General features: G+C 69.3%; 18 protein-coding genes and 1 pseudogene. 12 read left to right on the top strand and 7 right to left on the bottom strand.

All coding sequences use genetic code 11. The annotated features are described in order from the left end of the window. Window positions 1-58: 58 nt before the first annotated feature. The 4 genes from ACIPVN_RS08865 to ACIPVN_RS08850 all read right to left on the bottom strand — a co-directional run bounded on the left by ACIPVN_RS08865 (window position 59) and on the right by ACIPVN_RS08850 (window position 2,553). The gene (locus tag ACIPVN_RS08865) at window positions 59-811 is read right to left on the bottom strand and encodes an SDR family NAD(P)-dependent oxidoreductase (RefSeq protein ID WP_247623794.1); all 753 of its coding nucleotides are present in this window, start codon (window positions 809-811) and stop codon (window positions 59-61) included. A gap of 265 nt (window positions 812-1,076) precedes the next feature. Next, window positions 1,077-1,400, bottom strand: a complete 324-nt coding sequence (locus ACIPVN_RS08860) for a hypothetical protein (protein WP_400442153.1) — start codon at window positions 1,398-1,400, stop codon at window positions 1,077-1,079. After that, window positions 1,397-1,984, bottom strand: a complete 588-nt coding sequence (locus ACIPVN_RS08855; RefSeq protein WP_400442151.1) for an Asp23/Gls24 family envelope stress response protein — start codon at window positions 1,982-1,984, stop codon at window positions 1,397-1,399. Before ACIPVN_RS08855 ends, ACIPVN_RS08860 begins: the two co-directional genes overlap by 4 nt. Further along, complete coding sequence (locus ACIPVN_RS08850) at window positions 1,981-2,553, bottom strand: RNA polymerase sigma factor (RefSeq protein ID WP_400442149.1); 573 nt, start codon at window positions 2,551-2,553, stop codon at window positions 1,981-1,983. Before ACIPVN_RS08850 ends, ACIPVN_RS08855 begins: the two co-directional genes overlap by 4 nt. 139 nt (window positions 2,554-2,692) lie before the next feature. Between ACIPVN_RS08850 and ACIPVN_RS08845 the strand changes: the two genes are divergently transcribed. The 10 genes and pseudogenes from ACIPVN_RS08845 to ACIPVN_RS08800 all read left to right on the top strand — a co-directional run bounded on the left by ACIPVN_RS08845 (window position 2,693) and on the right by ACIPVN_RS08800 (window position 14,250). After that, entirely contained in the window at window positions 2,693-3,223 is a 531-nt protein-coding gene (locus ACIPVN_RS08845) for an Asp23/Gls24 family envelope stress response protein (RefSeq protein ID WP_400442148.1), read from the top strand. Then, a complete protein-coding gene (locus ACIPVN_RS08840) occupies window positions 3,220-3,408 on the top strand; it encodes a DUF2273 domain-containing protein (protein WP_400442146.1) in 189 nt (62 codons plus the stop codon). The genes ACIPVN_RS08845 and ACIPVN_RS08840 overlap by 4 nt, the downstream gene beginning before the upstream one ends. Next, window positions 3,408-3,803: a hypothetical protein gene (locus ACIPVN_RS08835; protein WP_400442144.1), complete on the top strand. Its 396-nt coding sequence runs from the start codon at window positions 3,408-3,410 to the stop codon at window positions 3,801-3,803. Before ACIPVN_RS08840 ends, ACIPVN_RS08835 begins: the two co-directional genes overlap by 1 nt. Then, window positions 3,800-4,384, top strand: a complete 585-nt coding sequence (locus ACIPVN_RS08830) for a DUF6286 domain-containing protein (protein WP_400442142.1) — start codon at window positions 3,800-3,802, stop codon at window positions 4,382-4,384. Before ACIPVN_RS08835 ends, ACIPVN_RS08830 begins: the two co-directional genes overlap by 4 nt. After that, window positions 4,381-4,995, top strand: a complete 615-nt coding sequence (locus tag ACIPVN_RS08825) for a hypothetical protein (protein ID WP_400442140.1) — start codon at window positions 4,381-4,383, stop codon at window positions 4,993-4,995. Before ACIPVN_RS08830 ends, ACIPVN_RS08825 begins: the two co-directional genes overlap by 4 nt. A 116-nt stretch (window positions 4,996-5,111) precedes the next feature. Next, window positions 5,112-5,285, top strand: a complete 174-nt coding sequence (locus ACIPVN_RS08820) for a CsbD family protein (protein WP_400442138.1) — start codon at window positions 5,112-5,114, stop codon at window positions 5,283-5,285. 433 nt (window positions 5,286-5,718) lie between these two features. After that, window positions 5,719-7,346, top strand: a pseudogene (locus ACIPVN_RS08815) (DHA2 family efflux MFS transporter permease subunit). Window positions 7,347-7,419: 73 nt separating this feature from the next. Continuing rightward, the gene (locus tag ACIPVN_RS08810) at window positions 7,420-8,004 is read left to right on the top strand and encodes a 2'-5' RNA ligase family protein (RefSeq protein WP_400442136.1); all 585 of its coding nucleotides are present in this window, start codon (window positions 7,420-7,422) and stop codon (window positions 8,002-8,004) included. Between the two features lie 222 nt (window positions 8,005-8,226). Further along, window positions 8,227-9,531 carry an ABC transporter substrate-binding protein gene (locus ACIPVN_RS08805; RefSeq protein WP_400442135.1) on the top strand — a complete coding sequence of 435 codons (1,305 nt, stop codon included), beginning with the start codon at window positions 8,227-8,229 and terminating at the stop codon, window positions 9,529-9,531. A 159-nt stretch (window positions 9,532-9,690) separates the two neighbouring features. Continuing rightward, on the top strand, window positions 9,691-14,250 hold the full coding sequence (locus ACIPVN_RS08800; RefSeq protein ID WP_400442133.1) for a discoidin domain-containing protein: 4,560 nt from the start codon (window positions 9,691-9,693) through the stop codon (window positions 14,248-14,250). A 256-nt stretch (window positions 14,251-14,506) separates the two neighbouring features. On the opposite strand, the gene ACIPVN_RS08795 is transcribed toward ACIPVN_RS08800, so the two are convergent. From ACIPVN_RS08795 to ACIPVN_RS08785, 3 genes are read right to left on the bottom strand one after another with little or no spacing between them, the layout of a single operon-like run. Continuing rightward, the gene (locus ACIPVN_RS08795; RefSeq protein ID WP_400442132.1) at window positions 14,507-15,595 is read right to left on the bottom strand and encodes a glycosidase; all 1,089 of its coding nucleotides are present in this window, start codon (window positions 15,593-15,595) and stop codon (window positions 14,507-14,509) included. 34 nt (window positions 15,596-15,629) lie between these two features. Further along, window positions 15,630-16,517 (bottom strand): carbohydrate ABC transporter permease, encoded by an 888-nt coding sequence (locus ACIPVN_RS08790; RefSeq protein WP_400442130.1) that lies wholly within the window; start codon window positions 16,515-16,517, stop codon window positions 15,630-15,632. After that, window positions 16,514-17,455: a carbohydrate ABC transporter permease gene (locus ACIPVN_RS08785; RefSeq protein WP_400442128.1), complete on the bottom strand. Its 942-nt coding sequence runs from the start codon at window positions 17,453-17,455 to the stop codon at window positions 16,514-16,516. The genes ACIPVN_RS08790 and ACIPVN_RS08785 overlap by 4 nt, the downstream gene beginning before the upstream one ends. Before the next feature lie 174 nt (window positions 17,456-17,629). Here ACIPVN_RS08785 and ACIPVN_RS08780 point away from each other — a divergent pair, with 174 nt between their 5' ends. Beyond that, entirely contained in the window at window positions 17,630-18,730 is a 1,101-nt protein-coding gene (locus tag ACIPVN_RS08780) for a LacI family DNA-binding transcriptional regulator (protein WP_400442126.1), read from the top strand. After that, on the top strand, window positions 18,727-19,488 hold the full coding sequence (locus ACIPVN_RS08775; protein WP_400442124.1) for an HAD-IIB family hydrolase: 762 nt from the start codon (window positions 18,727-18,729) through the stop codon (window positions 19,486-19,488). Before ACIPVN_RS08780 ends, ACIPVN_RS08775 begins: the two co-directional genes overlap by 4 nt. Window positions 19,489-19,498 lie beyond the last annotated feature (10 nt).

Here is a 19,498-nt window from a genome sequence, read left to right as displayed (position 1 = left end):
TGAGCCTCAGAAACCGGGTTGCTGAGCCTGTCGAAGCATCCCGCCCCGCGACATCCGCTTACTGGGCGGTGTAGCCGCCGTCGACGAGGTGGTAGCTGCCCGTGACGAAGCTGGCCGCATCGCTCGCGAGGAAGGCGATGAGGTTCGCGACCTCATCGGCCTGGCCGAGGCGGCCGATCGGGTGCTTGCTCACGAGGTAGGCCTTCGCCTCTTCGCCCATGGTCGCCAGCAACGGGGTGTCGATGAAGCCGGGGCCGACCGAGTTCACGCGCACGCCCTGCGCCGAGTACTCGAGAGCGGCCGACTTCGTCATGCCGACGACCGCGTGCTTGGCGGCGACGTAGGCCGGAGAGTTGGCGAAGCCGACGCTGCCGAGGATCGACGCGACGTTGACGACCGAGCCGCCGCCGTTGGCGAGGATCGCGGGCAGCTGCGCCTTCATGTTGCGGAAGACGGCGTTGAGGTTGATCGAGATGACCTTGTCCCAGGCCTCATCGGTGTACTCGGCGGTGGGGGCGGATGCTCCGCCGATACCCGCGTTGTTCACGCCGATGCGCAGCGGGGCGAGGGAGTTCGCGAGCTCGACCGAGGAGGCGATCCAGGCCGGGTCGGTCGCATCGCCGACGGAGGCCTCGGCGACGCCGCCCGCAGCACGGATCTCTTCGACGACCGCGTTCGCGTGCTCGGCGTTCAGGTCGTTGACGACGACCGCGGCGCCGTTCTTCGCGAGGAGGAGAGCGGTGGCCTTGCCGATTCCGCTGCCTGCTCCCGTGACGATCGCCGAGCGGTCCGAAACGTCGTACTGAGCCATGGGTGGGCTTCTTCCCGGGCGGGCACTGCTCCGGGAGATCTTCTCGGACGGTCCGTCCTTCCGTCCAGCCTACGCCCGTTCGGGGTGGATGGATTCGCGTGAATGGAGTTTTCGGGGTGTTCGGCATCCGTTCGGGAGGAGTTCTCACGGATGGGAGGAGGAATCTCCGGCATCCGTCCTCCCCACGCGGAGATCTCCTCCCGAACGGGGGGGGGCGGGGCGGGCCCGTCGTCTCGCTTCGTTCGCTCAGGAACCGATGAAGCGCTCAGCGGATGCGGGCGATCTGCAGCTGGATGCGGGCGGTGTCGGGGGTGTGCGCGAGGAGCGTGTCGGCGACGCGGCGCGCAGTGGCGACGCTGCTGTCGTCGGTCGAGGTGGCGATGCGCGTCGAGACGACCGAGGTCCCGTCGGGTTCGGTCGAGACGAGGATGTCGGCCACCGGGCCGTCGGAGTCCTTCGCGGATGCCGCCGCGACGACCTCCGGCAGACGGGCGAGCAGCGGGCGCGCCGTGAAGATGTTCGTGACCCCGGGAACGGTGCGCACGTGGCGGGCGAGGTCGGCGGGTTCTTCGGGGGTGACGATGCTCATGACACATCCTTGATGTCGGTGTGGATGTCTTCGACGGAGATGTTGACGGCGGCGACGTTCAGATCGGTGTGCGTCGCCAGGGCGGCGTAGGCGACCTCGCGAAGCTCGTCGGTCAGGTGCTGGATCGAGGTGCCGAACCGGACGGATGCCGTCAGGTTGATCTCGACCGGTGCGCCGAGCGTCTCGGCGTCGCCGACGATCTCGGTGCGGCTGATGAAGACGCCGTCGATCGCGTCTCCGCTGTCGCGGAGGAGGGCGCGCACGGCCCCCTCGGTGACCGTGATCTGCACGCGTGGATCGGGGTGGCTGATCGGCAGGCTGCGCCCGGCGCGCAGTTCCTCCTGGATGGAGGTGAAGATCCGCTCGAACCAGGACTCCGGGGGAGCGGGCAGCTCGGCGGCATCCGCATCGATGAGGTCGCGCGACAGGCGACCGACGCGTTCGAGCGCCTCGAGCGCATTGAGGCAGTCGGGGCAGGTCTCGATGTGCGGGTCGCGCGGCGTACGGTCGCGGTCGAGGTAGTCCGAGAGCTGATCGATGGTCGTGCCGCAGTCGAGCGCGTCATCGTGGTCGTGCACGGTCATCGCCAGCCTCCCATCTGGATCGTGATGCTCGAACGGGCACGGGAGAGGAGTCCTCTGACCGTGCTGGGTGAGGTGTCCATTTCCTCTGCAATCTCGGTGTAGCTGAGCTCTGCGACCTGGCGCAGCAGCCAGCACCGTCGTTGATCTTCGGGCAGCGTATCGAGAGCCTTCGACAGGGCCGCGAGCTGGGCGTTGCGGATCGCGATCTGCTCGGGTTGGGTGCTCTCGGTATGAGGGGCATCGTAACCGGTGAGCGTCGCATCCGTGGGGCGCCTGCGGATGAAGGCGAAGGCCTCGCGGCTGGCGATGCGCATGAGCCAGGACTTCACGGCATCCGGATCCCGCAGCGAGTCGAGCTGCCTCCACGCCGTCACCAGGGCGTTCTGCACCACGTCGTCGGCCTCGCTCAGCGACCCGACGATGCGCGATACGTACGCCCGCATGGAACCCGCGTATCGCCGCACGATCTCACGGAACGCGGAGGCGTCACCGTCGATGGAGCGATGCACCAGGACGCGATCCGAGACGATCGTCAGATCGCCCCTGCGCGGATCCGTCGAGCGGGCCATCGGACCTCCACCGAGAATTCCTGAAACTTTTTTGTGACGAATCGTGTGATCCGCGCCTCTTACTTGTGAGCGACGTTATCGCTCCCGATCCGGATCCCCCAGGGGTTGTGATCGGCCATCGAAAGAGATAGGACACGTCATGGCAACCCAGGACCAGAAGAGCACGTCGACCAGCCCCGCCGAGAAGGAGCTGCCCGACACCACCGGCGCTCCGACGCCCGCCGTCGTCGCTCCCCGCGTGGACCGTTCCGCCGGGTTCTCGACCTCGCGCATCCCCGCCGACGTCGACGCCGCCGGTACCACCACGATCGCCGAGGGCGTCGTGGCCAAGGTCGCCGGTATCGCCGCGCGCGAGGTGCCGGGCGTCTACGCGCTGGGTGGCGGCGGAGCACGCGCCTTCGGCGCGATCCGCGACGTGATCAACGCCACCGACCTCGCGCAGGGCGTCAAGGTCGAGGTCGGAGAGACCCAGGCCGCGGCCGACCTCACCATCGTCGTCGAGTACCCGGCACCCATCCAGACCGTCGCGAACAACGTCCGCGCCGCCGTCGCCGGAGCGATCACCCGTCTCGTCGGCCTCGAGGTCGTCGAGGTCAACGTCGAGGTGAACGACGTGCACGTGCCCGGCGACGACAACACCCACGAGAACGAGGAGTCGCGCGTCTCATGAGCCCCACCACCACCGGCGCCCTGATCGGCGCACTTCTCGCCCTCGCCGCCCTGCTCTTCGGCTTCTGGGGATTCCTCCTCATGGCCGTCTTCGCAGGGGTGGGAGCGCTCGTCGGACGCATCGCCTCCGGCAAGCTCGACGTCCGCGGTCTCGCCGACGTCATCACGGGGCGGCGAACCTCCTGATGCGCGTCGACCAGAACGTCATCGCCGGTGGCCGCCCCGCGGGGCAGGCCACCGGCGGGGAGTCCGTCCCGGGTCGCGTCGAGGTGAAGGAACGCGTCTATCGCACGGTCGCGGAACAGGCGTCCGCATCGGTGATCGGCGTCTCCCGCAGTGACGTGAAGGCCGACGTCGTCGCGCGAGGGGCAGGCTTCGCCCTGCGCATCTCGTCACCGCTGCCCGTTCCCGATCTCGACGACACCGCCGCGATCGCCCAGACCACACCGGTGCTCGACCGGGCCCGCGAGCTGCAGGAACACCTGCAGCGCGAGTTGACCGGCCTCTTCGGCCACGAGGTCAGCCGCATCGCCCTCACCATCACCGGCGCCATCATCCCCGAAAGGAGACGAGTGCGATGAGCACCCCCGCACTCCGCCGCGTCGTCCGACGCGAGACACACTCACCGCGCACCGTCGCGATGTTCGTCGCGGTCGTCCTCCTCATCCTCGCTCTCGCCTACGTCGCCCTCGAGATCGTGCTGAGCCTCGCCGCCCAGCCCGCGCTCCTGGTCGGTCCGGCGGCCGCCGCAGGGTGGCTGGTCGGCCTGCCCACGGCGCAGCCCGCCGGCCTCGTCATCGCCGGCAGCGTCGTGCTCGCGCTCATCGGCCTGGTCTTCGTCTTCCTCGCGATCACGCCGGGCCGGCTGTCGAAGCACACCCTCGAGGCGGGCGACCGCGCGGTCGTCGTCGACAACGGCGTGATCGCCAGCGCTCTCGCCCAGCATCTCTCCGAGGAGACCGGGATCGCGCGCGACGCCATCACCGTGGGTGTCGGCCACCGCAGCGTCGACGTGACCGTGCGTCCCGGCGCCGGGGTCCCTCTCGAGCAGAGCGAGGTCCTTTCCCTCGCCGAGTCCGAGCTGCAGACCTACCGGCTGACCCGCAGCATCCGCACCCGCGTTCGCATCGAGCGCGCGAACGAGAAGGACGCCGACCTGTGAACGCCACGAACCGTGCGCTGAACCGCACTCTGCTGCTCATCATCGGCCTGATCTTCCTGGGCCTCGGTGCCGTCGGCATCGCCCTCCTGAGCTGGCCCACCGCGGCCGACGTCTGGACGGCGGCCGGCAAGAACGCCGAGACCTGGCTCGATCAGGCGGGTGCCGCGACGCGCATCGCCGGCGGCGCCGCCTCGTGGATCGGAGTCGGAGCGGTCGTCGCGATCGTCGTCGTGATCGCACTGCTGATCCTCGCGCTCACGAGCGTCTCGGGCCGTCGGTCGAAGACGGCGCTGCGCTCGTCCGGGGCCCAGAACCCGCTCGGACGCGTCACCGTCACGGAGTCGTTCGTGTCGGATGTCGTGAAGAAGTCGCTCGCGGGCCGCGACGAGATCCTCTCGGCCAATGTGACCGCCAACGACGTGCGCCGGGAGCCGGTGCTGCACGTGTCGGTCACCCCACGGCAGAACACCGATCCGCGCGAGCTGGTCGACCACCTCGACCGGCTGCTGACCAACCTCGCCACGCTCACCGGGCGCGAGACCGCCGCCTACGTGTCGATCCACACCGGCCTGCGGGCACGGCTCGCCCACGATCAGCGGCGGTTGTCGTGACGGCATCCGCCCGCTGACCGGGCTGCACAGACTCACCGTCGGTCGCGCATCGGCCGGCGGGAGGACGGCGGGGGCAGGACCCCGCCGCCAGAACCACCATCACGAAGGGAAACACCATGGGACTCGACGACAAGATCAAGAACGCCGCGGAGGACATCGCCGGTAAGGCGAAGGAGGCCACGGGCAAGGTCACCGGCAACGAGAAGCTCGAGGCCGAGGGCAAGGCCGACCAGGTCAAGGCCGACGCGAAGAAGGCCGGCGAGAACGTCAAGGACGCGTTCAAGAACTGACATGATTCCCAGCCGTGCGCTGGGTGAGACCTGCTGGGGACAGTAGGAGGGGGCGGGGCCATTCGACGGCCCCGCCCCTGTTTTCGTGTGCGGGGGCGCTTCGACGGGCTCAGTGGCCCAGTTTTCGGCTCAGCGACTCAGTTTCCGGCTCAGCGACTCGGTTTTCGGCTCAGCGACTCTGAGCCTGTCGAAGGCCCTCTGCGTGGATCGGCCCGCCCGTTCGGGAGGAGAACACACGGTTGGGAGGACGGATGCTGAGAATCCGTCCTCCCAACGCGGAGATCTCCTCCCGAACGGGTGCGGCACGTTCGGGGATCCGGCGAATGCTCTGTGCAGCGACCCAGTTTCGCGATGGCCCCGCCCCGGTTCTGATGCTGGCGACGAGCTTCACGCAGACTGTTGCAGATCGAGAATGCTAGCTAAGCTAGACATTATGGAAAAGCACGTAAGGCTGCGGTGGGTCGGCCTGGTCTTCATCAGCATCGCGGTGTCGCTGATCATCGTCGACTCGTCGACTCGACGATCGTGAACGTCGCGATCCCCGCGATCGTCGACGACCTCGGCATCACCTCCACCGAGGTGCAGTGGGTGCAGGAGTCGTACACCCTCGTCTTCGCCGCTCTGCTGCTGGTGTTCGGCAGCCTCGCCGACCGGTTCGGGCGACGACGGATGCTGCTGATCGGCGTCGTGGTGTTCGCAGCGTCGTCGGTGCTGGCGTCGCTCGCCTCCGACGGTGGCGCGCTCATCCTCGCCCGACTCGCCCAGGGCGTCGGCGGAGCGATGATCCTGCCGACCACGCTATCGATCATCAACGCCACCTTCCGCGGCCGTGAACGCGGCATCGCCTTCGCGGTGTGGGGGTCGACCATCGGAGGCATGGCCGCCGTGGGGCCGCTGCTCGGCGGATGGCTGACGACCGCGTTCTCGTGGCGATGGGCGTTCGGCATCAACATCCCGCTCGGCGTGCTGATCATCATCGGCGTCGCGCTCACCGTCGCCGAGACGCGCAGCGATCGCACCGAGCGCATCGACGGGGTGGGGGCCCTGCTGTCGGTGGTGACGATGGGCAGCCTCGTGTTCGGTCTGATCGAGGGGCGCACCTACGGCTGGTGGGGTGTCGAGCAGCGCCCCGAGGTTGGCGACTGGACCTGGCCCTTCGAGATCTCGCCCATCCCGTTCGCGTTCGCCCTGGCGGTGGTCGGGCTCATCGCCTTCATCGCGTGGGGCGTGCACCGCGAGCGCGCCGGCCGCTCGACCCTCCTCGCCCTGCGGCTCTTCTCGATCACCTCGTTCCGCAACGGCAACATCGCCGCGGCGGTCGTCTCGCTCGGCGAGTTCGGGATCATCCTCGCCCTCCCGCTGTGGCTGCAGTTCGTGATCGGCTTCGACGCGCTGCAGACGGGCCTGCTCCTCCTCTCACTCGCCGGCGGCTCGTTCCTGGCGAGCGGCATCGCCGGGGCGACGAGCGGCCGGATCGCACCTGTATGGATCGTGCGGATCGGGCTCCTCGCCGAGGTCGTCGGTGTCGCCGGCGTCGGCCTCGCGATCGGTCCGGATGCCTCGTGGATTCCGCTCATCCCGCTGCTGTTCGTCTACGGCGTGGGTGTGGGGCTCGCGACCGCCCAGCTCACGGGCGTCGTGCTGGCCGATGTGCCGGTGGCCGACAGTGGCGCGGCTTCGGGCACGCAGTCGACCTCGCGGCAGCTCGGCGCGGCACTCGGTGTAGCGATCCTGGGGACCGTGCTCTTCACCAGCACGGCCGGCATCCTGTCGCCCTCGCTCGACGATCAGGGCCTGCCGGCCGCGCAGCGCGACCAGGTGGTCTCGTCGGTGGTCGACAGCGCGGGTGCGGCGATCAGCGGACTGGCGGCAAACCCCGAGACGGCGGACACCGCGGATGCCGCGCGCGAAGCCTTCTCCGACGGCACGCGCTACGCGGCCTGGACGGCCGCGGGCTTCCTCGCGCTCGGTCTCCTCTCGACGGTGTCGCTGGGTGGGGCGACGGCCGGTCGATCGTCGGAGCGCGAGGGGCGCCGGCGAGAGGCGGAAGACTCCCGATAGATCCCGTCCCGCGTTGCGGCGGCGCGCCGCCCACGGGGTGATCCCGACTGCCGATGTTTACTAGCGTCGTCGTATGCGTCGACCGTTCATGAACACACCGGAGCAGCTCGAATCCCTGGAAGGGCAGCAGTATCTCGTGCTGCGTCCGACGGGGGAACTGGCGGATCGCTACAGCGTCGAACAGCACGAGGCCCTTGCTCTGCACCGACTCCCGCATCCGCACACGGGCCACGTGACACTACGAGGCTTCTACGAGCCGGAGCGTCGTGCAGAGCTGACCGCCTTCGTGCGCGCCTGGGCGATCGAGCAGGATCCGATCGAGATCACGGGCGAAGCCATCGACGCCTTTCCGGAACCCTGGCAGGTCCTCATCCTCCGCCTGGCTCGCACCGACTCCCTCCTCTCCGCCTATGCGACTCTGACCGACAGGCTCGAGGCGACGGACTTCCGCCGCCTCGGCGAACTCCCCCTCGACGAGTGGACGTTCCATATGTCCGTCGTCTACGGCAAGACGCTGTCGGGCGCGGATTGGGCGGCGATCGAGGCCGCTCGGGTCTCGGAGTTCGCACGCCCCGTGAGCGAGACGTCCACTCAGGTCGAGCTCGTCTCGTATTCGAACGGTGCGGAACACCGCGAGGTGATCCCGCTGGGGCGCTGACGAAGCGTTCCGGGGAGATCGCATCGCCTCGGTTTAGTTCTGTTTAGTGCTTTGCCATCACCGGCAATGTCATTTTCGCGCGACTATTCGGGGACTTTGTGTGCGTCGAGCACACTCTTGACGTGTGCTTACAAAACCGGTTTACTTGTGTCGAGCGATCCCCGTGATCGCCCTACACAGCAGGTAGCCGACCCGAGGCGACCGAACGAAGGAGTTTTCGCAATGAAGCGTTATGCAGGTGTTCTCGCACTCGCCGCCCTCGCCCTGCCCCTCGCGGCCTGCGGCTCGACCGGCGGCGATGCAGCCCCCGACGGGGGCGAACTGACCTCCGGCCCGATCTCGATCTGGTACTCGACGAACGAGCAGGAGATCGAGTGGGCCGAGGCCGTGGTCGAGGCGTGGAACGCCGACCACCCCGACGAGCAGGTCACCGCGGCGGCCATCCCCTCGGGCAAGTCGTCGGAAGACGCGATCGGCGCCGCCATCACGGCCGGCAACACGCCGTGCCTCGTCTACAACACGGCTCCGGCTGCGGTGCCGGCCTTCCAGAAGCAGGGTGGCCTGGTCAACATCTCGAAGACGTTCGACGACGGAGAGTCCTTCATCACCGAGCGCTCCGGCGATGCGGCCGACGGCTTCCGTTCGCCCGACGGCGATCTGTACCAGGTGCCGTGGAAGGCCAACCCCTTCATGCTCTACTACAACAAGGGTGCCTTCGCCGCAGCCGGTCTCGATCCCGAGAACCCCGAGCTCGCGACCTACGACGACGTGCTCGCCGCCGCCGCGGCGATCAAGGAGAGCGGTGCCGCCGACTTCTCGCTGTACCCGCCGGCATCCGGCGACTACACGAACTCGCTCTTCGACTTCTACCCGTTCTTCCTCGCGAACTCGGGTGGCACGCAGCTCGTGAGCGACGGCGCCGCCGCGTTCACCAGCGACGCCGGCCTCGAGACCCTCGAGTTCTGGAAGACCATGTACTCCGAGGGCTACTCCTCGGCCGAGGCGTACAGCGGTGACGCCTGGGCTGGCCCCTTCGCCGATGGGGTATCGGCCATGGGCATCGCCGGTCCGTGGGGCGCGAGCGCGTTCGACGGCAAGGTCGAGTACGGCGTCGTACCGCTGCCGACCGCCGCGGGCACGGCTCCGGAAGACACCTACACCTTCGGCGACTCGAAGAACGTCGGGCTCTACACGTCGTGCGAGAACAAGCAGACCGCCTGGGACTTCGTGAAGTTCTCGATGGATGCCGAGAACGACCTGGCTCTCCTCGAGACCACGGGGCAGTTCCCGACCCGCACCGATGTCGATGCGATCGCCGGCGACTACCTCGCGAGCAACCCGGTTCTCGCGACGTTCGCGGCATCCGTCCCGTTGACGGTCGACGTGCCCAACGTCGCCGACGCGACCGAGATGTGGCAGACCTTCCGCGACGCGTGGGGTCAGGCCGTGCAGGCCGGCGAGGGCGACCTCGAAGAGACCTTCTCGACCGCCGCAGACAAGATCGATGCTCTGATCGCCCAGGGCTGATCGATCTCGACCGGCCCTCGGCCGGTCGCTCCCGGGGTGCGCGTGTCATGGCGCGCACCCCGGGAATCCTCGCTCCGCCGTCGAGCCGGAGCCGCCGTCGCACCCTCGCCGTGCCCGGCAACGCAGAAACCCGGCAAGACCCGGCAAAGGAGCCCCGCCATGAAGCGCATCGCCGCGTTCATCGCCTTCACCCTCGCCCTCGTCCTCGGATCGTCCGCGCTCGCGGCTCCGGCATCCGCCGCTGCGGACGACGACGTCGCGACCGTCATCGATCGCCTCGAGGAGTACTACCTCGGTCAGGGTGACGAGATCATCATCGCCAACGGCATCTACCTCGCCCGCACGTCGGAGGCGCTCGACTACGTCGCGTCGCAGAACGCCGACGGCTCGTGGTCGGATGTGAACTACGCCGATCGCACCAGCTCGGCGAACGGCAGCGTGTGGTCGGCGTACACCGCGCTGTATCGGATGCTGGCGATGACGCAGGCCTTCAAGGACCCGAACGCCGAGGGTTTCGGGGATCCTCGCCTCGTCGACGCGGTCGGTCGGGCGCTGCTGCACTGGGATCGCGTGAATCCGGGCAACACCAACTGGTGGGAGACCGAGATCGGCGAGTCGATCGCCATGGGGCGCATCTCGATGTTCCTCGGTTCGGCGCTCACCCCCGAAGCGTTCGACGTCGCGCTGAAGCACAACACGGGCAAGCTCGACCCCGTCGGCGCGAACGGCGCGTGGCGCACGTCGAACTACATCTTCGAGGCGCTGTCGACCCGCGACATCGCGAAGGTGAAGGAGGGCTTCGCCACGATCGTCGCCACGATCGCGGTCGATCACTCCGGCACCGTGCAGGAAGCCGTGCAGCCCGACGGCAGCTTCTGGGCGCACGGCGCGCAGCTCTACAGCGAGGGCTACGGCATGGTGCTCTTCACCTACGCCGCCCTCTGGTCGGATGTCGCCCGCGGCACCGGTCTCGCCTTCACGCGCGACCAGCTCGACTCGATCGCGTTCTACTTCATCAGCGGCACGCGCTGGCTGATCCGCGGTGAGATCGGCATGCTCTACCTCAACTACCGTCCGCCGAAGACGGTGAACGACGTCACCAGCCATGCCTCCGAGTTCATCGAGCCGCTGCAGCGGATGGCGCGCACCGACGCCCTGTACGCCACCGCGTACCAGGCCGTGCTCGACGGCGTGCTCGGCAAGACCGAGACCAACGGCGTCACCGGCAACAAGTACTTCTGGCGTTCCGAGTTCTCGTCGCACCTGCGTGACGGATACGGCATCTTCACGCGCCTCAACTCGTCGCGCACCTTCGGCGCCGAGCTGCGCACCTCGTACCGCGACGAGCTCGGCAACCCCGTCTACTGGAACGCAATGGGCTCGACGGCGATCCAGGTGAACAACCGCGAGTACCTCGACCTCGGCCCCGCCTTCGACTGGTGGCACTACCCCGGGGTGACCGCCCCGAACGTCAAGCGCACCGAGCGCGGCTTCGAGAACCGCGGCCGCAACGGCGACGGCGGAAGCTTCACCGGCGGCACCTCGAACGGTGAGTTCGGGGTGAGCGTGCTCACCCTCGACACCGCGGGGACCACGGCGCAGAAGAGCTACTTCTCGTTCGACGAGGGCATGGTGGCGCTCGGCGCCGGCATCGCCTCGACCAGTGACGCGGCCGTGCACACGACCATCAACCAGGCATCCGCGAAGCCCAACGCGAGCGTCGGCGGCCGACCCGTGGCCGCCGGCACCGACCAGCAGGGTGTCGGTTCGGCGTCGTGGGCGTACAACGACGAGGTCGGGTACGTGTTCGCCGCAGGGCAGGACGTGAAGGTCTCGAACAAGGCGCAGTCCGGCAGCTGGGAGGGAGAGGAGACCCTCAGCCGCGACGCGTTCTCGCTGTATGTCGACCATGGCGCGAAGCCCACGGCCGGCACCTACGACTACACGGTGCTGCCCGCCGCGACTCCCGCGGAGGTCGAGGCGTACGCGGCGAAGCCCGCGGTCCGCACCCTGCGCAACGACACCGAGGTGCAGGCCGTGCGCAGCAGTGACGCGGGCATCACGATGGCCACCTTCTTCGCACCGGGTTCGCTCGACCTCGATGACGGCCGCACCCTGGCGGTCGACCAGCCCGCGATCGTGCTGCTCGACGAGCGGGGTGGAACCCCTGTCGTGAGCCTCTCGAACCCCGACCGTGCCGGACTCTCGGTCGGCGTGACCCTGACCGGGGGCGGGGCCGAGAAGCACGCGGTGTTCCGACTCGGCTCGGGCGAGAACCTGGGCAAGACGGTGTCCGCGCCGCTCGTCGACGGTGCGCTCCCCGCGGCCTCGCCGTTCGCCGCGAGCAGCACCGCCGACGGCTCGTCCGTCGACGCCCTCGGCGACCGGGACACCGCGTCGGTGTGGCGCTCGGCCGCCGGCGGGACGCAGTGGGCCTCGGCCACCCTGCCTCGCGGATCGTGGGTGACGAAGGTCACGATCGACTGGGCGGATGCCTTCGCCTCCGACTACGTCGTGCAGACCTCGCCGAACGGCATCGACTGGACCGACCGCGCGAACATCGCCGGCGGCGACGGCGGCGTCGACGAGGTGGCGATCGACCCGACCGCTGCCGAGCACGTCCGCGTGCTCGTCCTCGACGGGGAGGGTGCGGGCTACGGCATCCGCGAACTGACCGTGGCGTCGAGCGTGAACCTCGCGATCGACAGTGCCACGCGGGCGTCCGGCTACGCCGGGTACAACCTCGTGTTCTCGCTCGCAGACGGCGACCCCGACACGCGCTGGCGGGGCAACAACGCCGACAGCGCCTGGGCGCAGATCGACCTCGGTTCGTCGAAGCCGGTCTCGACGGTGCGGTTGTCGTGGGAGGCGGCGTTCGCGAAGACGTACAAGATCCAGCTGTCCGACGACGGCAGGGCCTGGCGCGACGCGTACACGACGCCGTCCGGCGGCAGCGACGGCGGGATCGACGTCATCACGCTCGACGGCCAGACCGCGCGCTACGTGCGCATGCAGACGCTCACCCGCGCGCTCAACTACGGTCCCTCGCTCTGGGAGTTCGAGGTCTTCTCCGACCGGCTCGTCGCCGAGGCGCCGGCCGTACCCGCCGCCAACGCGAACCTCGCCCTGGGCCGCCCGACCACCGCCGACAGCGTGCACCAGAACAACGCCACGATCACCGGCCCCAAGGCCACCGACGGCTCGAGGTCGACCAAGTGGTCGTCGGCGCGCGCGGTCGCCGAGCACTGGCTGCAGGTGGATCTCGGGAGCGTGCGCTCGGTGTCACGAGCCATCGTGGCCTGGGAGGCCGGCACGTCGAACGACTACCGGATCGAGGGGTCGGTCGACGGTGCGACGTGGATGCCGTTGGCCCGCGTGCAGACGGCACAGCCCACGCTCACCCACACGCACGACTTCGCGCCCGCCGAGGTGCGGTACGTGCGGCTCGCGGGTCTTCCCTCGACGCAGTACGGGCTCAACGTCTGGGAGTTCGAGCTCTACGGCGGATACACCTTCGAGTGCACCGGCCCCGTGACCGTCGTCCGTGATTCGAACGCGGTCGCCGCCGCCACGGTCTCGCCGGTGAACCCGGACGATGTGTTCACCGCGATCTCGATGGACGAGTCGGTCGTCGCCGTCGCGGGCGAGGCGCGGGTATCGGAGGACGGACGGGTCGAGGTCGATCTCCAGGCCCGCGAACCCGGACGCACCACCATCGGCATCCGCCATCAGGGCGGCACCGAGATCGCGTGGTGCGGGGTGACGGTCGACGCCGACACCTCGCGGCTGCAGGCGCAGATCGATGCGGCGAACGCCCTCGACAGCACCGCCCACACTCCCGAGAGCTGGGCGCCGTTGCTGCCGGCGCTCGAGGCGGCGAAGCAGGTGCGGAGCACGCCCGGTGCTCCGCAGAGCGACGTGGATGCCGCGGCCGCCGCTCTCGAGGCGGCGCTCGCCGGCCTCGTGCGGGTCGACGCCGTGTCGAGCGCCCCGCGCGATGTCGTGGCGACGGCCTCGCGGGATGCCGTGACCGTGCAGTGGTCGGCTCCCGAGCGCGTGGGCGGATCGCCAGTCACCGCCTACGAGGTCACGGTCGGCGATCGCGTGGTGCAGACGGAGGGCGCTGTGCTCTCGGCATCCGTCACCGATCTCGGCCCCGGCGACTACGGCGTCACCGTGCGCGCGCAGAACGCCGGCGGATGGTCGGAGCCCTCGGCACCGGTGACCGTCACGGTCGATCCCGACGTCGTCGCTCCCGTGGTGACGGTCGACGGCACCCCGAAGGTCGGCGGCCGCATCGACGTGACGGGCAGCGGCTTCGCAGCGGGCGTCGAGTACGTCATCCAGCTGCGATCGGCGCCCGTCGACCTCGGCGGCGTGACGGCCGCCGACGACGGCACGATCGTGTTCCGCGGCACGGTGCCGGCAGACGTCGACCCGGGCGAGCACACGGTCGTCGTGATGCAGGCGGATGCCGACATCGCCTCGACCCCGGTGACGATCCTCGCCGCCGACGAGCCGGGTGTCCCCGGTGGGCCGGGCACCCCCGGTACGCCCGGGACCCCGGGTGGCGGCTCCGACGGCGGCTCGGACGGCTCCGGGTCACTGCCGGGCACGGGTGGCGACCTCGCCTGGTTGCCGTGGACCCTGGGGATCGCACTGCTGCTGCTCGTCTCGGGAGCTGCGACGGTCGCCGTGCGGCGCGGCCGGGTCGACTGACGCCTCTCCGACGACGGGGCCGCTCCCTTCCGGGGGCGGCCCCGTCGTCGTGTCCGTGTCGCGCGTGGGGGATGCTTCGACAGGCTCAGCAACCCAGGAGGAGAGGGTCCACTGGGTCCCTGAGCCTGTCGAAGGGCCCCGCGCGGCTGATCGGGGGAGGGGCCTGGGTCCCTGAGCCCGTCGAAGGGCCCCGCGCCGCTGATCCGGGCACGACGAAGGCCGCCTCCCCGGGGAGACGGCCTTCGAGGTCTGCGGTTCAGAGGTGCGTGAGCTCCGCCACACCGATCGATGAATCGGCCATGCCGTAGAAGACGAACGTGCGCTCCCCGATCTTCTCGACCGCGGTGGGGAAGACGACATTCGCGAGCGTGCCCTGCGTCTCCTCCGCGGTCTCGGGGGCGAGGAGCGGTTCGGGCGAGCGGGCGAGGATCCGCCGCGGGTCGTCGGCGTCGAGCAGGATCGCCCCGGCGGAGTACACCGAGCCGTGGGCCAGCTCGAAGCCCTTGGGCGTCGCGCCGGAGACGCCGTGATGCAGCAGGAGCCAGCCCTCGGGCACGCGCAGCGGCGAGGGTCCCGCGCCGATCTTCGCGCTCTCGTAGGCCATCTCGGGGGCGGCGATCATCGCGGAGTCGCGCACGCGGGTGAGGGCGCGCACATCCGCACGGGCTTCTTCGAGATCCACGTACCCGATCCAGATCGACGGGCGATCCTCGTCGATACCCGCGGGCGGGCGGGCGCCTTCGCCGGGACGCAGCCAGTCGAGATCCCACATCGGACGGTGCAGCAGCGCGATCGACGGCGATCCGTCGGGGCCGGGCGCCAGCTCGGGGAAGAACACGATGTCCTTGTTGGCGAACAGGTTCAGGTCGGTCGCGAGCTCGGGCTGGTAGGCGAACTGGATCGGCCCGAGCCGTTCCCACGAGACGGTGTCGCGCGAGACCGCGAGAGCGGGACGCGGCCCGAGCGGTCCGTAGGCGATGTACGTCATCACGTGGAAGCCCAGAGGCTCGAGGAAGGTGATGCGCGGATCCTCGACGCCGGCGTTCTGGCGACCGTGCTCCCACTGCTCATCGGGCGAGAGCACGACGCCGAGCCGCTCAACACCGACCGGCACGCCGCCGTCGACGACGACACGAGCGCGCGCGATGCGCGAGACGTTGCCGTCGGCCACGACCCGCGGGAAGAGGTAGAGCTCGCCGTCGGGCCCCCAGGCGGTGCCCGGGTTGAGCACTCCCTCGGCCTCGAGCGGGTCGTCGGCGCTCGCCGTCATGATCGTGCCGAGGCGGGTCAGCGCGTAGGGGATCCGCGTCGTGAGGTCGGCGGCGGGTGGGGAGGATGGAGTCATGGCGATGCCTTCGGGGTCTTTCGGTGTCGAGTGCTCAGCCCTTGATGGCCGAGCCGAGGTTCGCGGACGTGAAGTGCCGCTGGAACAGGAGGAAGAGCACGACCACCGGCACGGCGAGCACGCAGGCTCCGGCGAGCACGGCACCCATCGGGTTGTCGAGGAACGAGCCGTTCGTCTGCGAGAAATTCGCCAGGCTCACGGCCAGGGTCTGCTTCGTCGCGTCCTTCGTGACGAGGAACGGCCACAGGAATTCGTTCCAGGGTCCGATGAAGGTCACGAGCATCGCGGTGAGCACGGCGGGGCGCACGAGCGGCACGGCGATGAAGAGCAGGATGCGCACCTCGCTCGCGCCGTCGATGCGGGCGGCGTCGAACACGTCGCGGGGGATCTGCAGGAAGTACTGGCGGAAGATGAGCACGGCGACCGAGTTGATCGCGAAGGGCAGGATCATGCCGATGAAGTTGTCGGCGAGACCGAAGTAGCGCACGACCATCACGTACAGCGGGATCATGAGCAGTTGGAACGGGATCGCCTGCACGAGCAGAACGAGCGCGAACACCATGCCGCGTCCGCGGAACGACAGCACAGCGAGCGCGTAGCCCACGAGCAGGCCGAACACGAGCGTGCAGCCCACCACACCGGCGGTGAAGATCAGGGAGTTGAGCAGTGATCCGAGCAGGTTCACCGACTGGTTGATCGCGACGAAGTTGTCGAAGGTGAGGTTCTGCGGCAGCGGCAGCAGGCCGAACAGGCTGGTCTCGCGGGTGCGCTGGAGGGCGCCGATGACCATGTAGTAGAACGGCACGAGCGCCGCGAGCGCCCCGATGAGCAGCAGCGCGAAGCGCACCGCGCCGAGCACCCGCCCGGTGCGCGCGGGGCGGGCGGCCCGATCGGGAACGGTGCGGGTCGTCGACGTGGTCATCGGTTCTTGCCTTCCGTGATGCGGCGCGAGACGAGCGAGACGATCATCACGGCGATGACGAGGATCATGCCGATCGCGGCCGCGATGTCGGGCTTCCCCTGCTGGATGCCCTGCTGGTACATCAGCAGGGCCGGGGTCATCGAGGCGTTGTTGGGCCCGCCACCGGTGAGCAGGTACGGCTCGGTGAAGATCTGACCGGTGGTGATGATCGACAGCAGCACGACGAGCGAGGTGACCGGGCGCACGGCGGGCAGCGTCACCGAGCGGAATCGCTGCCAGCGGCCGGCGCCGTCGAGCTGGGCCGCCTCGTGCAGCTCCTTGGGCACGTTCTGGAGAGCGGCGAGATACAGCAGGATGTAGAACCCGAGGTTCTTCCAGGTGACGTACACCGCGATGAGCGGCATGATCAGGCCCGAGTTCGCGAGCCACGACGGTTCGGGGGCGAGCGAGCCGAGCAGGGAGTTCACGACGCCGTTGCCGTTGAACAGGAAGATCCAGACGGCGAGCGTCGCGACGGATGCCGTCACGTACGGCACGTAGTACGAGATGCGGAAGAAGCCCTTCCAGTGCACGGCGGCGTCGAGGCCGGAGGAGAGCAGCAGGCCCAGCACGACGGTGAGGGGCACGTTGATGACGAGGAAGATCAGCAGGTTGCCGAACGCCTGGCGCACGACCGGGTCGGCCAGCACGGCGGCGAAGTTCTCGAAGCCGACGAACGGATGCTCGACGGCGACGCCCGGGGCGGTGAAGTAGAAGTCGTGCACCGACATCCAGATCCCGAACCCGAACGGGATGAGGAAGACGACGACGACGAAGAGGACGTACGGCGAGCTCAGCAGGAGTCCGAGGGGATTGTCGCCGAGCCATCGGTGCAGCGCGCCGCCGCGACGACGCGGCGGGTCGGCCTTCGATCTCTGCGCTGGTGCGGCACTGCCCATGGCGATTGTTCCTCACTGATACGACCGTTCCGTCGTCGCATCCGACCGTGGTCCGGTGCTGCGCGACGGTGACAACTCCTTTAGTAAACCGGTTTTGTTGTGTGAGGTCAACCTGCCGGACTTCCGGCGCAAGACGCCGCTAAATCCCGCTAAACGGTCGGTTACACTACAACCATGAACGCGACTCCCCCCGACGGCGTCGGCGCCGATCGGCCCGCCTCGCCCGTGCTGCAGCGCAAGATCACCATCGGCGACGTCGCGGCCAGGGCCGGCGTCTCGAAGAGCGCCGTGTCGTTCGTCTTCAACGGCCGTTCCGGGGTGGGCGAAGAGGCGCGCGAGCGCATCCTCGAAGCCGCTCGCGCTCTCGAATGGCGTCCGGATGCCCGGGCGCGCGCTCTGTCGCGCAGCCGGGCCCAGGCGCTCGGCCTCGTGATCCGCCGCGCCCCCGAGCTGCTGAGCACCGACCCGTTCTTCCCCCAGTTCGTCGCGGGTGTCGAGAGCTTCCTGTCGACCGTCGGCTACGCCCTCGTGCTGCAGGTCGTCGACGGCGAGGACGCCGAACGAGAGGCATACTCGCGTTTCGCCCACGAAGCCCGGGTCGACGGCGTCTTCCTCACCGACCTCCGCGTCGAGGACGAGCGTCCGGCCGAGCTCGCCGGACTCGGCATGCCCTGCGTGCTGCTCGGTTCGGGTGCCGGCGAGGGCACGGCCCCGATCGGGCTCGACGACGCCGCCGGCATCCGTCGGGCCGTCCGCCATCTGCACGCCCTGGGGCATGAGCGCATCGCGCACGTCTCGGGTTCCGATCGTTACGTGCACTCGCGCGTGCGTCGCGAGGCCTGGGCCTCCGAGCTCGCCCAGCTGGGACTGCGTCCCGGCGCCGTCGTCGAAGCCGACTTCACCGGTGCGGCGGGGGCGCGCGCGACCCACGAACTGCTCGACGACCCCGAACCGCCGACGGCCATCATCTACGCGAACGACATCATGGCCATCGCCGGCATCTCGGCCGCGATCGACCGCGGCGTGCGCGTGCCCCACGATCTCTCGATCATCGGCTTCGACGACATCCCGCTCGCGCCGTACATCATCCCGCCGCTGACGACCGTGCGTCAGGACGTCTTCCAGTGGGGCAATGCCTGCGCGCGCGCCCTCGTCTCGATCGTCGAGGGGAGCGAACCGGGAACGATCGAGCTGCCTCCGGTCGAGTTCATCGTGCGGGGCAGCACGGGGCCCGTGCGGGGGCCGGGCGAAGCGATCGCCGAGGCGATGGGATGACCGCGCCCGCGCCGCGCCTCGTGGCCTTCGATCTCGACGACACCCTGGCGCCGTCGAAGAGCGCGATCGGCCCCCGGATGGGGGCGCTCCTCGTGGCGCTCGCCCAGCGCGTGACCGTCGCCATCATCTCCGGCGGACGCCTCGAGCAGTTCACGGCGCAGGTCGTCGACCGGCTCCCCGCCGCCGGCCCGGAGACGTTGGCGAACTTCCATCTGCTCCCGGCGTGCGGCACCCAGTACTACCGCATCGGTCCGAACGGGATCGAGACCGTGTACGCCCTCGATCTCGACGCGGGGCGCCGTGCCGAGGCGGCCGCCGTGCTGGAAGAGGAGGCGCGCCGGCTCGGCCTGTGGGAGGAGACGACCTGGGGCGACGTCATCGAGGACCGCGGCTCGCAGATCACTTTCTCGGCACTGGGTCAGCAGGCTCCGCTCGAGGCCAAGGCGGCCTGGGATCCGACGGGCGAGAAGCGCAACTCCCTCAGCGCGGCCGTGGCCGCCCGACTGCCCGATCTCGAGGTGCGCTCGGGAGGATCGACATCGATCGACATCACCGAGCGGGGCATCGACAAGGCGTACGGCATGCGACGGCTCGTCGAGCAGACCGGCATCCCCCTCGACGACATGCTGTTCGTCGGAGACCGGCTCGATCCCGCCGGCAACGACTACCCCGTGCTCGCGATGGGGGTCGCGTGCCATGCGGTGACCGGGTGGGAGTCGACGGCGGAGTTCCTGGAGGGTCTGCTTCCGCGGTTGTGAGCGGGGCCAA

The organism is Microbacterium sp. NPDC090003 (assembly GCF_044748385.1).
In the GTDB taxonomy this organism is placed as follows: domain Bacteria; phylum Actinomycetota; class Actinomycetes; order Actinomycetales; family Microbacteriaceae; genus Microbacterium.
Note: the sequence above shows the minus strand (reverse complement) of the source record. Positions and strands in the feature narration are given on the sequence as shown.

Excerpts from the sequence above, each read along its gene's own strand:
- ACIPVN_RS08865 (WP_247623794.1), bottom strand. The coding sequence starts at position 811 with ATGGCTCAGTACGACGTTTCGGACCGCTCGGCGATCGTCACGGGAGCA.
- ACIPVN_RS08860 (WP_400442153.1), bottom strand. The coding sequence starts at position 1,400 with ATGAGCATCGTCACCCCCGAAGAACCCGCCGACCTCGCCCGCCACGTG.
- ACIPVN_RS08855 (WP_400442151.1), bottom strand. The coding sequence starts at position 1,984 with ATGACCGTGCACGACCACGATGACGCGCTCGACTGCGGCACGACCATC.
- ACIPVN_RS08850 (WP_400442149.1), bottom strand. The coding sequence starts at position 2,553 with ATGGCCCGCTCGACGGATCCGCGCAGGGGCGATCTGACGATCGTCTCG.
- ACIPVN_RS08845 (WP_400442148.1), top strand. The coding sequence starts at position 2,693 with ATGGCAACCCAGGACCAGAAGAGCACGTCGACCAGCCCCGCCGAGAAG.
- ACIPVN_RS08840 (WP_400442146.1), top strand. The coding sequence starts at position 3,220 with ATGAGCCCCACCACCACCGGCGCCCTGATCGGCGCACTTCTCGCCCTC.
- ACIPVN_RS08835 (WP_400442144.1), top strand. The coding sequence starts at position 3,408 with ATGCGCGTCGACCAGAACGTCATCGCCGGTGGCCGCCCCGCGGGGCAG.
- ACIPVN_RS08830 (WP_400442142.1), top strand. The coding sequence starts at position 3,800 with ATGAGCACCCCCGCACTCCGCCGCGTCGTCCGACGCGAGACACACTCA.
- ACIPVN_RS08820 (WP_400442138.1), top strand. The coding sequence starts at position 5,112 with ATGGGACTCGACGACAAGATCAAGAACGCCGCGGAGGACATCGCCGGT.
- ACIPVN_RS08810 (WP_400442136.1), top strand. The coding sequence starts at position 7,420 with ATGCGTCGACCGTTCATGAACACACCGGAGCAGCTCGAATCCCTGGAA.
- ACIPVN_RS08805 (WP_400442135.1), top strand. The coding sequence starts at position 8,227 with ATGAAGCGTTATGCAGGTGTTCTCGCACTCGCCGCCCTCGCCCTGCCC.
- ACIPVN_RS08800 (WP_400442133.1), top strand. The coding sequence starts at position 9,691 with ATGAAGCGCATCGCCGCGTTCATCGCCTTCACCCTCGCCCTCGTCCTC.
- ACIPVN_RS08795 (WP_400442132.1), bottom strand. The coding sequence starts at position 15,595 with ATGACTCCATCCTCCCCACCCGCCGCCGACCTCACGACGCGGATCCCC.
- ACIPVN_RS08790 (WP_400442130.1), bottom strand. The coding sequence starts at position 16,517 with ATGACCACGTCGACGACCCGCACCGTTCCCGATCGGGCCGCCCGCCCC.
- ACIPVN_RS08785 (WP_400442128.1), bottom strand. The coding sequence starts at position 17,455 with ATGGGCAGTGCCGCACCAGCGCAGAGATCGAAGGCCGACCCGCCGCGT.
- ACIPVN_RS08780 (WP_400442126.1), top strand. The coding sequence starts at position 17,630 with ATGAACGCGACTCCCCCCGACGGCGTCGGCGCCGATCGGCCCGCCTCG.
- ACIPVN_RS08775 (WP_400442124.1), top strand. The coding sequence starts at position 18,727 with ATGACCGCGCCCGCGCCGCGCCTCGTGGCCTTCGATCTCGACGACACC.